The 13,101-nt window shown below is 58.6% G+C and carries 16 protein-coding genes and 1 pseudogene; 7 read left to right on the top strand and 10 right to left on the bottom strand.

The genetic code is table 11. From position 1 onward, the window contains the following. Window positions 1–187 (top strand): annotated as a pseudogene (locus VOI29_RS15820) (phosphodiesterase); the annotation flags it as partial. Between the two features lie 353 nt (window positions 188–540). Beyond that, complete coding sequence (locus VOI29_RS15815; RefSeq protein ID WP_323780623.1) at window positions 541–699, top strand: hypothetical protein; 159 nt, start codon at window positions 541–543, stop codon at window positions 697–699. 142 nt (window positions 700–841) lie between these two features. On the opposite strand, the gene VOI29_RS15810 is transcribed toward VOI29_RS15815, so the two are convergent. The 10 genes from VOI29_RS15810 to VOI29_RS15765 all read right to left on the bottom strand — a co-directional run bounded on the left by VOI29_RS15810 (window position 842) and on the right by VOI29_RS15765 (window position 9,336). Next, window positions 842–2,062 (bottom strand): cysteine desulfurase, encoded by a 1,221-nt coding sequence (locus tag VOI29_RS15810; RefSeq protein WP_323780621.1) that lies wholly within the window; start codon window positions 2,060–2,062, stop codon window positions 842–844. Beyond that, the gene (locus VOI29_RS15805) at window positions 2,055–2,639 is read right to left on the bottom strand and encodes a YIP1 family protein (protein ID WP_323780618.1); all 585 of its coding nucleotides are present in this window, start codon (window positions 2,637–2,639) and stop codon (window positions 2,055–2,057) included. Before VOI29_RS15805 ends, VOI29_RS15810 begins: the two co-directional genes overlap by 8 nt. Beyond that, window positions 2,636–3,121, bottom strand: a complete 486-nt coding sequence (locus VOI29_RS15800; protein WP_323780615.1) for a YIP1 family protein — start codon at window positions 3,119–3,121, stop codon at window positions 2,636–2,638. The genes VOI29_RS15805 and VOI29_RS15800 overlap by 4 nt, the downstream gene beginning before the upstream one ends. Further along, on the bottom strand, window positions 3,121–4,401 hold the full coding sequence (locus VOI29_RS15795; RefSeq protein WP_323780613.1) for a SufB/SufD family protein: 1,281 nt from the start codon (window positions 4,399–4,401) through the stop codon (window positions 3,121–3,123). The genes VOI29_RS15800 and VOI29_RS15795 overlap by 1 nt, the downstream gene beginning before the upstream one ends. Beyond that, complete coding sequence (gene sufC / locus VOI29_RS15790; RefSeq protein ID WP_024089906.1) at window positions 4,402–5,157, bottom strand: Fe-S cluster assembly ATPase SufC; 756 nt, start codon at window positions 5,155–5,157, stop codon at window positions 4,402–4,404. It lies immediately after the preceding gene. Between the two features lie 41 nt (window positions 5,158–5,198). Continuing rightward, a complete protein-coding gene (locus VOI29_RS15785; RefSeq protein ID WP_323780610.1) occupies window positions 5,199–5,801 on the bottom strand; it encodes a hypothetical protein in 603 nt (200 codons plus the stop codon). Between the two features lie 11 nt (window positions 5,802–5,812). Next, the gene (locus VOI29_RS15780) at window positions 5,813–6,127 is read right to left on the bottom strand and encodes a heavy metal-binding domain-containing protein (RefSeq protein WP_024089904.1); all 315 of its coding nucleotides are present in this window, start codon (window positions 6,125–6,127) and stop codon (window positions 5,813–5,815) included. A 39-nt stretch (window positions 6,128–6,166) separates the two neighbouring features. After that, entirely contained in the window at window positions 6,167–7,690 is a 1,524-nt protein-coding gene (gene sufB, locus VOI29_RS15775; RefSeq protein WP_323780626.1) for a Fe-S cluster assembly protein SufB, read from the bottom strand. A 14-nt stretch (window positions 7,691–7,704) separates the two neighbouring features. Beyond that, window positions 7,705–8,748, bottom strand: coding sequence for a cysteine desulfurase family protein (locus VOI29_RS15770; protein WP_323780607.1), 1,044 nt, complete (start codon window positions 8,746–8,748; stop codon window positions 7,705–7,707). 129 nt (window positions 8,749–8,877) lie between these two features. Beyond that, complete coding sequence (locus VOI29_RS15765; protein ID WP_024089901.1) at window positions 8,878–9,336, bottom strand: Rrf2 family transcriptional regulator; 459 nt, start codon at window positions 9,334–9,336, stop codon at window positions 8,878–8,880. A gap of 186 nt (window positions 9,337–9,522) precedes the next feature. Here VOI29_RS15765 and VOI29_RS15760 point away from each other — a divergent pair, with 186 nt between their 5' ends. The 5 genes from VOI29_RS15760 to VOI29_RS15740 form a co-directional block, all read left to right on the top strand. Next, window positions 9,523–10,176, top strand: coding sequence for an alpha/beta hydrolase (locus VOI29_RS15760; RefSeq protein ID WP_024089900.1), 654 nt, complete (start codon window positions 9,523–9,525; stop codon window positions 10,174–10,176). Further along, complete coding sequence (locus tag VOI29_RS15755; RefSeq protein WP_024089899.1) at window positions 10,176–10,418, top strand: hypothetical protein; 243 nt, start codon at window positions 10,176–10,178, stop codon at window positions 10,416–10,418. The genes VOI29_RS15760 and VOI29_RS15755 overlap by 1 nt, the downstream gene beginning before the upstream one ends. Beyond that, on the top strand, window positions 10,415–11,584 hold the full coding sequence (locus VOI29_RS15750) for an HD domain-containing protein (RefSeq protein ID WP_323780603.1): 1,170 nt from the start codon (window positions 10,415–10,417) through the stop codon (window positions 11,582–11,584). Before VOI29_RS15755 ends, VOI29_RS15750 begins: the two co-directional genes overlap by 4 nt. Before the next feature lie 392 nt (window positions 11,585–11,976). Then, the gene (locus VOI29_RS15745) at window positions 11,977–12,312 is read left to right on the top strand and encodes a DMT family transporter (RefSeq protein ID WP_323780600.1); all 336 of its coding nucleotides are present in this window, start codon (window positions 11,977–11,979) and stop codon (window positions 12,310–12,312) included. A gap of 93 nt (window positions 12,313–12,405) precedes the next feature. Beyond that, a partial coding sequence (locus VOI29_RS15740) for a GTP-binding protein (protein ID WP_323780597.1) occupies window positions 12,406–13,101 on the top strand: 696 nt, incomplete at its 3' end.

The following is a 13,101-nucleotide window of genomic DNA, read 5'->3' as shown; positions in this document are numbered from 1 at the left end:
ACCAATGAGGGCGGAAGAGATAGCGGAACTGGAAAAGAACCCGAACCTCAAGCAGATCATTGCTGTCAGGTATCTGGATGACGCCGGCAAACGTGCTGATATGGAAACGCCCGATTACTGGCACTTTGCGCCTATGGTCCAACGGATGGTCGACAAACACATGGCCGCAGGAGGTTCCGCATTATGAGCCCGCCTGAGTACATTTTGAGGCAAGTTCCCCCACTGCCTTGGCATGTGGTGCTGTTGGTCCGGGCGACCAAGGATTGCGTCGAAGGCTATGGCTGCCTGGTAGAAAATCCGGACACCTTTGAAATCGACAACATTCAATAGCCCACCCAGGGCTGACGTCCGATTGACGAGGGCACCGGAGATAAAGGCGGCTGAGTAGAGGGCACCTTCCGCTGCAAATGGCGCGGCGATGTACTTTACGGCGAGAACGTAGCGGTCAACGGCAAATATGTGCCGGGCTGGCCGGCTGACCCGCAGCAGGCGCAGCTGAAACGTACCAGCGCGCCGCGGAACCAAATGCTGCTGTAGCACATGACCTATCATCCGGGCGACGGGCAAATGTTCTTTCCGCTGGACAAGATTGTCGCCTTTTGCCGCGACGGGGCCAAGGGGCTCTATATCCATTCGAATATCTGGCACGAGGGAATCTTACCTGCCGAGGACAACCAGCGTTTCCGCGACCGCCAGTGAGGGAATTGGGGATCTGGGCAAGGAGTTTGGCATCTACCTGCGCTGCCCGCTGCGCACGGAGAAGATCCAAGGCTGGCTTATTGCCCCTGAACATAAAACGGCGCCTCTGGGGGCGCCGTTTTCGTCTTGTTGCATAATAGGATCAGGCAAACAAATCGTGTGCCAGCTCCAGCGCAGCGATCAGCGTGTCGACCTCTTCCTTGGTGTTATAAAGGCCAAAAGACGCGCGGCAGGTGGCGGACACACCCAGGTGATCCATCAGCGGGCCGGCACAGTGGTGGCCGGCGCGCACCGCAACGCCCTTTTTGTCGAGGATCGTCGAAATGTCATGCGCATGGGCGGCCCCTTCCATTGTAAAGCTGAAAATCGCCGCCTTGCCAGGTGCTTGTCCCTGCACGTTGATCCAATTCAACCCGGTCAGCCGCTCCAGTGCATAGTCGCGCAGCCCGCCCTCGTGCTTGGCAATGTTGTCCATGCCAAGCTCCATCATGTATTCCAGCGCAACGCCCAGGCCGATGGTCTGCACGATGCCGGGTGTTCCGGCCTCGAATTTCATCGGCGGGTCGTTGTAGATGATCTGCTCCTTAGAAACTTCCCTGATCATGTCGCCGCCGCCGATGAAGGGGCGCATTTCCGCCATGCGTTCGGGTTTGATATAGATCGCACCCGAGCCGGACGGACCGTAAAGCTTATGGCCGGTGATGGCGTAAAAGTCGCAGCCGATATCCTGTACGTCCACCGGCATATGCACCGCCCCTTGCGAGCCGTCGACCAGTACCGGCACGCCCTTGGCATGGGCACCCTGAGTAATGGCCTTCACATCCACCACAGTGCCCAGCACGTTGGAGCATTGCGTGACTGCAATCAGCCTGGTCTTGGGGGTAATCGCGTCGATAACTTTTTGCGGATCCAGGCTACCATCATCAGCCACGTCGACCCATTTCAGCACCACACCCTGCCGTTCGCGCAGGAAATGCCAGGGCACAATGTTGGCATGATGCTCCATTACCGACAGGATGATCTCATCCCCGGCCTCGAACCGCGGCATTGCCCAGCCATATGCGACCAGATTGATGCCCTCAGTTGTGCCAGAGTTCAGCACGATGGTGTTCTCATCACCTGCGTTCAGGAAGCGGGAAATAGTCCCGCGCACGGCCTCGTATTTCTCCGTCGCCAGGTTAGAAAGGAAGTGCAAGCCACGATGAACGTTGGAATACTCCTCGGCATAGGCGCGTGTTACCGCGTCAATCACCACCTGCGGCTTCTGCGCAGACGCACCGTTGTCGAGATAGGTCAACGGCTTGCCGTTCACCTGCCGTGCAAGGATCGGGAAGTCGGCACGGATTTTTTCCACGTCATACATGTTCGGGAAGTCCCAGATTGGCTGGACCGATCAGGCCCACGATAAAGAGAAGGGCAAACACCAGGATCATGCTGGCCATCAAAACGACCCCAAGCGATCGCCACACAGAGCCGAATTTGTGCGCCGAATTCACGAAGTGCAAGAGGATGAAGAACACCATGATGTTCGCCGCAATATTCAGCAGGGCAGCCAGGGCCGGCAAAACCAGGAGCATCGCGACAACAGCAGCGTTAAGACCCGCCTGCAGCAACTGGAGCCAGGTCACCAGTGCAAGCAGAGCTGCCAGACTTCCCTGACCGCCCAGCCATCGGCCGGTGGTTGCAAGCATGGCAATGAAGCTGAATTGCAGCACCAGAATAACCGCGAAATAGGCACCAGGCGCAAACCTTGGTATCAGAACCTCAGGCGGCAGCGGAAACAGCACTTGCTGCAAAGTATAGACACAAGTATTCAGCACCACAGACAGCAGAAAGCCTGTCCATAGGGCCTCGCGCGGCCAATCCTGTGCCAGGATCTGCTGCGCAGCATCTCGCGGCGATTTCACCGTCAGCAGGGCAAAGGCGGCCAGTGCGTTCATTGATTTACCCAATACCCTTGGATCATGCCGGACACCCAAAACCACAGAAAGACTACACACCACAGCGCCCCCACCAGGTTCAAGGCGGGTCCCGCTCCGATAAACCCTGCGACCAGCCCATTCAGCAGCATCAGCGGACTGGCTGCCAGACAGGTCCAGAACAGCGCCAGCCGGGCGCAATAGGCCTCACCCTTCCCGCCTGCAGCGCGGGCGATCCAATGCGCCGCCAATGCCAGAACGTATAAGATCAGCGGCGCGATGAAGACGATGCCCAGCAGTGACCCGCCCAAAAGCATATTCAGGTCCTGGCCGCTTAGATGCGCCTCGCGCGCCAGCCGCGGCATCTGCGCCACAAAGGTCAGCACACAGCCGCTGAGCACGAAAATCAGCAGCCGGTCTTCGCGCGCGCCCATGTCCAGAAGCCGCGCAAACACCTTGCGCGGCCCCTTATAGGTCGCCGGGATATCCGTGGTGACGGACATCAGCGGCGCCGGGCCAGCCAGCCTTCGAGGCGGGAAACGATGTCGGCCGCGATTTCCGCGTCCTCGATCTCTTCCACTGCTTCGGCCAGGAAGGCCAGTGTCATCAGATCGGTCGCCTCGGCGTGCGGAACACCGCGCGAGCGCAAATAAAACAGACCTTCTTCGTCGATCGCACCAGAGGTCGACCCGTGCGAGCAGGCGACGTCATCAGCATAGATCTCCAATTCCGGCTTGGCCAGGAACTGGCTGTCTCCGTCCAGCAGCAAGGATTGGGAAATCTGATACCCATCCGTCTTTTGCGCGCCTTCTTTTACCAGGATTTTCCCCTGGAACACGCCGGTTGCACCGTTTCGCAGCACCTTTTTGAAAACCTGGCGGCTTTCGCAATTCACCGCGTCATGGGTAACGAAAACCGTGTCGTCGTGGTGGAAATCTCCATCGCCAACGCATGCGCCTGCAATATGCGCGACCGCGTCATCGCCGGTCAGTTCAATCACCGCCTCGTCACGGGTCAGCACGCCGTTCACGGTCAGAGTGAAAGACTTGAACACAGACTCGGAGCCAAGGCGGGCAAACAGATGCGTTGCCGCACGGCGCTCGTGGTCCCGGCCTTGCGCACGTACCAGATGCAGCTTGCCGCCGTCCGCAATGTCGATCTCCGCGCACTTGTTAAAGCGCGAGGCCGCAGGGCCATTTTCCAAGATCGTCACTTCGGCGCCCGTTTCGACGCGAACCACGTGATGCAGGATCGCGTCAGAGCTCTCATCCGAGTGCACATAGGTGAAGTTGATCGGTTTGGACACCTTGCCAGTCACCCGGATGGCAACGCCATCCGTGGCAAAAGCAGTATTCAAAGCCGCCAGAGGGCGTTCCACCGGGGTTTGCCCGCGCGCTTCAAGAACACCGTACAAGTCCTTGGCCCAATGAATATCTTTGCAGCAGATGTCCTCGATCCGGTCGATGGTCACACCTTCCATCGCCAAATCATCAGAGGCTTCAGCGTCAAAGACACCATCGACAAAAACAATATTCAGACGCTCGAAATCGCTGAACATCGGTGTCTCATCCGCAGTAAACACCGCGGCTTTGACTGCCTCAGCCTGAACCAGTGTTTCGGGGCGGGTGTATTTCCAGTACTCATCACGACGGCTGGGCAGACCCATGGTTTGGACCCGCGACAGCGCTGCCTGCCGGGCTGCCGTCAGGCAGCCGCTTTCCGGCAGGGTCAGCGCGGACAGCCGCGCCTCGGTTGCGCTTTGCTTGACTTCGGGCAGGGCCATTTACGCCTCCTCTGCCAAGATGCCGGCGTAACCGTTGTTCTCGACTTCAAGCGCCAGCTCAGGACCGCCGGTTTTGACGATACGGCCGCCCGCCAGGATGTGAACCACGTCCGGTTTGATGTGGTCCAGAAGACGCTGATAGTGGGTGATCACCAGGAAGCCGCGGCCCTCGTCGCGCAGGGCGTTCACGCCTTCGGCCACCAGCTTCATCGCGTCCACGTCGAGGCCCGAGTCTGTTTCATCAAGGATACACAGCTTCGGCTCCAGCATCGCCATCTGCAGGATCTCGTTGCGCTTCTTCTCACCGCCGGAGAAGCCGACATTAACCGGGCGCTTCAGCATTTCAGCGTCGATCTTGAGGGTCTTGGCTTTGGCGCGGATGATTTTCAGAAAGTCGGAAGCCGACAACTCTTCCTCACCGCGGGCTTTGCGCTGTGCGTTCACCGCGGTGCGCAGGAAGGTCATATTGCCGACACCGGGGATTTCCACCGGGTACTGGAACGCCAGGAACATGCCGGCTGCGGCGCGTTCTTCCGGTTCCATCTCCAGGATGTCCGCACCTTCCAGCTCAGCTGAGCCGTCAGTGACCTCATAGCCGTCGCGGCCCGACAGCACATAGGACAGGGTGGATTTGCCCGAACCGTTCGGCCCCATGATGGCATGCACCTTGCCTGCTTCGACCTTAAGGTCGACGCCCTTCAGGATTTGCTTATCCTCATCTTCAAGCTTGACGTGCAAGTTTTTGATTTCGAGCATTTTTGCCTCTCGCATAGTACTGTTCCGGCAGCCGTTGGCGCCTAGAAGGTTTTTGTGTAAAGCGTAAGAATCTGTGTCAGATCCTGACGCGGAAGTTCGTTGGCAAGCAGTTCGAACCGGGCCATGCGGCCGCGGATCTCAACCGGCTTCACCCATTTTTCGACCTGATTGTACAATGCCCGTCCGGCATAATCGTCAAACAGCACGGTTACAGGCTTCTCCGTCCGCAGCATGACAGTCAGGAAGCAGGCGGCCCGGAACCGTCCGTCAATCAGCACCAGGTCCGGTGCCTCGAAGTGCGGCAGGTCCCAGATCGTATTGGGATACTGATGAAAGCGCCGCCACATATCATTGTTTAACGGCCTGCCCCATTTGCCGGTCTTGCCGACATTGGCATGGTGCAGATGCACTTCCGACTTGCTGCCAGCCTGACGCAGATACCGCTTCATCATGCGGTACCACATTTTGTCGGACTCGACGGAAAAGATTTTTTTTCCGCTCAGCTCAGACGCCAGAACGGTCGAGCCGCCGCTGCCATACTCCAGAATGACACCTGCATCCCGGTAATGGCTGCGAACCCAGTCGGCCTCTTCAGGCGGCAGAGTAAGCTGCGGGCGCACGATGATCTGTTCGTCTTTTGCCATAGCCCGGCCCCTTAGCCCAGCACCACAGCGGTGCCGCTGGCCGAAACCATAAGCATGGACTGCCCAACCACTTCGTAGTCCAGATCCACGCCCACAACGGCATTGGCGCCCTTGTCCCGAGCACGGTCTTCCAGCTCCGCCAAGGCCGTTTCACGGGCATCCTGCAGCTTGCTTTCATAAGCCCCGGAGCGGCCACCGACGATATCGGTGATCGATGCGAAAACATCGCGCACCACATTGGCGCCCATGATCGCCTCGCCCACCACGATGCCTTTGTATTCGGCGATCTGGTAGCCTTCGACGTTTGGTGTGGTTGTGACGATCATGCTGTTGCTTCCTTGTAACGGCACCCCAAGGGCCGGCCTTTAGCCGACCGAGCCTTCCAGCGAGATCGCTACCAGTTGCTGCGCTTCCATGGCGAACTCCATCGGCAGCGCCTGCAGGACGTCTTTGCAGAAACCGTTGACCACCAGAGCAACTGCCTCTTCCTCGTCCATGCCGCGCTGGCGGCAGTAGAACAGCTGGTCGTCGTCCACCTTGGACGTCGTCGCCTCATGCTCCACGCGGGAGGAGTTGTTCTTGACCTCGATATAGGGAACCGTGTGCGCGCCGCATTTATCGCCAATCAGAAGCGAGTCGCACTGAGTGTAGTTGCGGCTGTTCTTGGCCTTGGGGTGCATCGACACCAGACCACGGTACGTGTTCTGCGCCTTGCCCGCAGAGATCCCCTTGGACACGATGCGGGATTTAGTGTTTTTACCTAGGTGCACCATTTTCGTGCCGGTATCAGCCTGCTGCATGTTGTTGGCGATGGCGATCGAATAGAACTCGCCCTGGCTTTCATTGCCGCGCAGGATACAGGAGGGATATTTCCAGGTTACGGCAGAACCGGTTTCAACCTGGGTCCACATCACCTTGGCGCGGTCACCGCGGCAATCGGCGCGTTTGGTGACGAAGTTGTAAATGCCGCCCTTGCCGTTCTCATCGCCCGGATACCAGTTCTGGACGGTGGAGTATTTCACCTCGGCATCTTCTTCGATGATGATTTCGACCACTGCGGCGTGCAGCTGGGCGATATCGCGCGCCGGTGCGGTACAGCCTTCCAAGTAGCTGACATAGCTGCCTTTATCGGCAATGATCAGCGTGCGTTCAAACTGACCAGTGTTTTCCGCATTAATGCGGAAATAGGTCGACAGTTCCATCGGGCAACGCACACCCGGCGGCACGTAGACAAAAGAACCATCCGAGAACACAGCAGAGTTCAGCGTGGCGTAGAAGTTGTCAGAAACAGGAACCACGGTGCCGAGGTATTTCTTGACCAGCTCTGGATGTTCGCGGATGGCTTCGGAGATCGAACAGAAGATAACACATGCTTCTTTGAGCTCTTTCTGGAAGGTGGTGCCAACAGAAACCGAATCGAAAACAGCATCCACGGCCACTTTGCGGCCCTCGGCGGGCGCATTTTCAGCGCCTTCGACGCCAGCCAGAATCATCTGTTCTTTCAGCGGGATACCCAGCTTTTCATAGGTCGCCAGCAGCTTGGGGTCGACCTCATCCAGCGATTTCGGCTTCACTTCCATCGATTTCGGGCGGGCATAGTAATACTGATCCTGGAAATCGATTTCCGGATAGTCGACCATCGCCCAGGTGGGTTCTTCCTTTTGCAGCCAGCGCTCGTACGCCTCCAGCCGCCAGGTCAGCATCCATTCGGGCTCTTCATTCTTTTCAGAAATCAGCCGGATAATATCCGTGGTCAGCCCTTTGGGGGCGTATTCCATCTCAATATCGGTTTCCCAGCCGTATTTGTAAGCACCGCCAACCTCGCGGACGGCGTCCACGGTTTCCTGGTCAACACCTTCCTTGACTTGGGTCTGGTCCAAAGCGGCCATTGTCATCTCCTCACTCACGCCGCGCGGGCGCGATGTTTCTGTTCTTTTTGCAGCCACGCATCGGCAAAGCGCAGCACGTCTTCTTCTTTTGTCTGCGGCCCCAGCGACACGCGGATAGCGCTATGTGCCGTGGCCTCGTCATATCCCATTGCGGTCAGCACCGCGCTGGCGCGCACCTTGCCGCTGGAGCAGGCGCTGCCCGCGCTGATGGCAAATCCCGCCAGATCCATCTGCATGACCTGGGTTTCGCCCTTCCAGCCGGGTGTAGCAAAACACAATGTGTTCGGCAGCCGCTTCTGATCCTTCCCGACAAAAATAGTATGGCTTGCGCCAGACACAAGCGCCTTCTCTAGAATATTTCTAAGTTCCGCAACCCTGTCCCAGACACCATTTGCCAGATCTTTTTCCGCAGCTTCAGCTGCGGCGCCCAAACCTGCGATTCCAATGACATTTTCGGTGCCCGACCGGCGGCCCATTTCCTGGCCGCCACCCTTGATCTGGGCAGGCAGATCCGTACCGCGTTTGATCACAACAGCGCCGATACCCTTGGGCCCGCCGAATTTATGCGCTGAAATCAGCGCCATTTGCGCGCCCAGCCAGTTGAAAGCCACCGGCATTTTTCCAAAAGCCTGAGTCGCATCAGTCACCGCCAGCCCCTGAGGCAGGTGCTGCACTATACCGGTTTCGGAATTGGCCAATTGCACTGTGCAGGCTGCGGGATCGGTGACCCTGACCGTCCCTTGAGCGCTTACTTCAAGATCCTCCATGGTCCAGGCCCGCACCGCATCATGCTCCACTGCGGCACCATGCAGTCCGCGGCCCGCCAAAGCCAACGAGGCACCTTCCGTGGAGCCAGAGGTAAACACGATATCCGCCCCATCCGCGCCAAAAGCAGCGGCAACCTGCGCCCGTGCCTTCTCAACCAGCGCCTTGGCAGCGCGGCCTTCAGCATGCACCGACGACGGGTTGCCGCAAACATCCATCGCCGCAATCATTGCAGCCCGCGCCTCGGGACGCAGGATGGCAGTGGCGTTATGATCAAGATAAACGCGAGTCATAGAGTCATCTTTTTGCGGATCGCTGCTGCCTCATACGCTGCCTCGCAGCACTTCGCAAAGCTTTCCCGCATAAATTGTGCGGCGTGCACGCCGAAACCGGGCAGATGAGGAAAGCGTATTCCTGGCACCTCAATCATCCACGACAGCAAACAGGTTCGGCACTGCCGGACATGGCGCCAGATCGTTCTTAATGACATCCGACAGGCGGGTCTGGTGCAGAAACACATAAACATGCGCGCTCAGCCCCTCCCAAAGGCGGTTGGTCAAAGATTGCGCCCGGCTGCCGGACAACGCGCCCGAAGCTCCTGCCCCTTTGTGCATCGCATCAACCGTTTCATCCACGGCAGACAGCACATCGACCACCCGGATCTCCGACGGTATCATCGCCAGCCGGTAACCGCCGCCAGGGCCGCGCACCGACTCGACCAGCCCCGCACGGCGCAGCTTGACAAACAACTGCTCCAGATACGGCAGCGAAATATCCTGGCGCTTGGAAATGTCTCCCAGCGGCACCAAATTGCCCTGCGGCTGCAGCGCGATATCCGCCAGTGCGACCATTGCATAGCGCCCTTTGGTGGAAAGCTTCATAATTTACCCCTCGAAACCAGGGCGGGAGTGCGAAAACATTGACCTTCCCCGCGTCTGTGCGTATCTCAGCCTGACGGTGTATGGCGAGGCCAGCGCCCTTGATTAGAACTGTTCTAAGATGCCCGTCGGAACCCGTCAAGTTTTCTGCCGGCAGTCGCGAGAACGAGAGTAGGATTTGAACCACCCATGCCCGAGGTCATCTTTCCTGGACCCGAAGGCCGCCTCGAAGGCCGCTATCACCCGCAAAAAGAAAAAGACGCCCCGATCGCCATCGTGCTGCACCCGCATCCGCAATTCGGCGGCACCATGAACAACAAGGTGGTCTACAATCTCCACTATGCATTCTACAACATGGGCTTCACCGTTCTGCGGTTCAATTTCCGCGGCGTCGGCCGCAGTCAGGGCGAATACGACCAGGGCGTGGGCGAACTGTCGGATGCGGCGTCGGCGCTCGATTACCTGCAGTCGATGAACACCAATTCCAAGCATTGCTGGGTTGCGGGCTTCTCCTTTGGCGCCTGGATCGGCATGCAGCTCTTGATGCGCCGTCCGGAGATCACCGGCTTCATCTCGGTTGCGCCGCCGGCCAATATGTATGATTTCTCCTTCCTGGCGCCCTGCCCGTCTTCCGGCCTGATCATCAACGGTACCTCTGACCGTGTGGCGCCGCCTGCGGATACCGCTAATCTGGTTGGCAAGCTGCATGAGCAGAAAGGGATCACCATCACTCACAATGAGATCGAGGGTGCGGATCACTTCTTCCAAGAGCCGCATATGGACACGATGATCAGCGATGTGTCCGATTATGTGAAGCGCCGCCTGACGGAGAACACCCGCTGATGAGCACGATCGAGACGCTGGCCCAAAAACTGGCGGTCGATACGATCAAGGTGCAGGACGCCAGCGGCGAAGACCGGTTGTATGTGGAGGTGGGCCAGGTTCTGGGCGCCGCCTCCCAGTCGCTGGAAGAAGCGTTTCTGACAGAAATGCGCGTGCGTCTGGCCGAACGCAAGGCGCGCGAGTTTCTCAATCAGAAAATCAGCAAAATTCAAGCGCAGCTTGAAGCGAATGGCGAAGCATGAGCGCCCGGCTGGACGCGCAATTCGCCTTCCTACTGGAAGCAGACAAGCTTCGCCGCATTGACCGCCAAAACCTGATCATTGATTGCAGCCGACGCGAAAATTCGGCGGAACACAGCTGGCATCTGGCGCTTTATGCGCTGGTCCTGGCCCCGTTTGCATCGCCGGACGTGGATATTTTCCGCGCGGTCCGGATGCTGCTGCTGCATGATCTGGTCGAAATTGACGCCGGCGATCACCCGATTACAGATAATGTCGATTGGGACGCGGTAGCACAGGCAGAGCAAGCCGCTGCCAATCGCCTGTTTGGATTACTGCCCGCGGATCAGGGCGCTGAATTCCTGGACCTATGGCAGGAATTTGAGGCTGCGGACAGCCCGGATGCGAAGTTTGCCAAACAGGTGGACCATTGCCAGCCGATTTTTCAGACGCTCTGCGGAGCCAAACCGCTGGATTGGCATGTCGATGTGGTCCGGCAAAACCTGAACGGCGGGCGCGCTGCAGCGCTGGAGCAGGATTTCCCCGAAGCCTACCACCATGCACTTGCCCTGCTGGATGAGGGGACCGGCTTTGACTGCAGTCGGCTGACCGCCCGCCTGCTTTTCCTGAATGAGGCAGACAAGCTGAAGCTGATCACCCGCGCCTCCATGCTGGGGGATGGGTCCCGGCACGAAAATTCGGCCGAACACAGCTGGCACATCATGCTTTACGCCTGGGTTCTGGCAGAGCACAGCGCCGCCCCGCTTGATCTGGACCGGGTGCTGCAAATGCTGCTGCTGCATGACCTCGTCGAAATCGACGCAGGCGATGCGCCGATCCACGGCGTGATTGATCCCGCAGCCCTCGAGGCGCTCGCCGCCAAGGAAGAAGCTGCCGCAGACCGCCTGTTTGGCCTGCTGCCCGCCGGCCAAGGCATGCCGATGCGGGCCATCTGGGACGAGTTCGAAGCGGCAGAAACCGCTGACGCTGTTTTCGCCAAATCCATCGACCGGGTTCAGCCGGTAATGCTTAACCTGCTGAACGGCGGCGGCAGCTGGGTCGATTATGACGTGAACCTTCCGCAACTCGACGCGCGGGTTGGCAAAAAGGTCAACCTCGGCGCACCAGACGTTTGGCGTTCTGTCCGGGACAGGATCGAACCCTGGTTCAGGGAAACCGGTCGCCTTTGACAACAAACTGGGGCAATGCTGCCAGAGAAATAGCGCGCAGGATAATGACCCTCTTCATCCGGCATGGCAACGGATAAGCGCATATGCGGGGTACGGCACCGGCCACGCGTCAGGCTCTCCAGGCAATCTGGCGGCACATATGACGCGCCTTGAAGCAAGCTGTTAACGGGTTCTATTTCCCACACCGATTGCAATAATTGGAACGATCTCCTAATACTGCCCAACGTCGGCGCACGGCGTTTCTTCGCACAGTCATCTGTTCACAGACGCGGCGGCCGAAAACAAGGCATTCTGCGACGCATTAAGACTTCCTGCCTTGCTTTGAATACGGTACCGGAGAAAGCAACACGGCTCCGCCAGAGGCTGGGCAAAACGCGCACACGGAGGCAGAGATGCCGGTTCACTACTTCTACCTGATTATCGCGGTTGCAGCAGAAACCATTGGCACTACGGCCCTGCAGGCCAGCCAGCAGTTCAGCAAGCTGGGGCCGTCGCTGATTGTTCTGGTCGCTTATGCCTTCTCTTTCTATATGATGGGGCTGACGCTTAAATTCATGCCGGTGGGTATCGTCTATGCGATCTGGTCCGGGCTTGGCATCCTGCTGATCGCTGTGATTGCTTTCTTTGCCTTTGGCCAGAAGCTTGATCTTCCAGCCGTGATCGGCATGGTGCTGATCATGTCCGGCATCGTTATCATTCATCTGTTTTCCAAGTCTTCCGCCCATTGATCCGCATTTGCGGCGCCTTTGGACGCATTTCCTCTGGCCTTTGTACCGGGTTCGGGCTATGCGCGGCCCAACTTCCTTACAAAGGCGAACTTCATGGACTTGCGCAACATTGCGATCATTGCTCACGTTGACCACGGCAAAACCACTCTGGTCGACGAGCTGCTGAAACAATCCGGCGCCTTCCGCGAAAATCAGGCTGTGGCGGAACGCGCCATGGACAGCAACGATCTGGAGCGCGAGCGCGGCATTACCATTTTTGCCAAACCCACCTCGGTCGAGTGGAACGGCACCCGTATCAACATCGTCGACACCCCTGGCCACGCCGATTTCGGCGGCGAAGTTGAGCGGATCCTGTCGATGGTCGACGGGGTGGTGCTGCTGGTGGACGCCGCCGAAGGCCCGATGCCGCAGACCAAATTCGTGACTTCCAAGGCGCTGGCCCTGGGCCTGCGCCCGATCGTGGTATTGAACAAAGTCGACAAGCCGGACGCCGAGCCCGACCGCGCGCTCGACGAATGTTTTGACCTGTTTGCCTCACTCGAAGCAAGCGAAGACCAGCTGGACTTTCCGCACATGTACGCCTCCGGCCGTTCCGGCTGGGCCGACGCGGAGCTGGACGGCCCCCGCAAGGACCTGCACGCGCTGTTCAACCTGATCGTGAACCACGTGCCCGAACCAAAGCAGATCAAACAGCAGGACGATGACTTCCGGATGCTGGCCACCACCCTGGGCAGCGACCCCTTTGTAGGCCGCCTGCTGAGTGGCCGCGTCGAATCCGGCAAACTGAAG

It is taken from the genome of Leisingera sp. (assembly GCF_034669605.1).
GTDB lineage: Bacteria > Pseudomonadota > Alphaproteobacteria > Rhodobacterales > Rhodobacteraceae > Leisingera.
The sequence above is the reverse complement of the archived record's forward strand: the minus strand, read 5'-3'. Positions and strand labels throughout refer to the sequence as shown.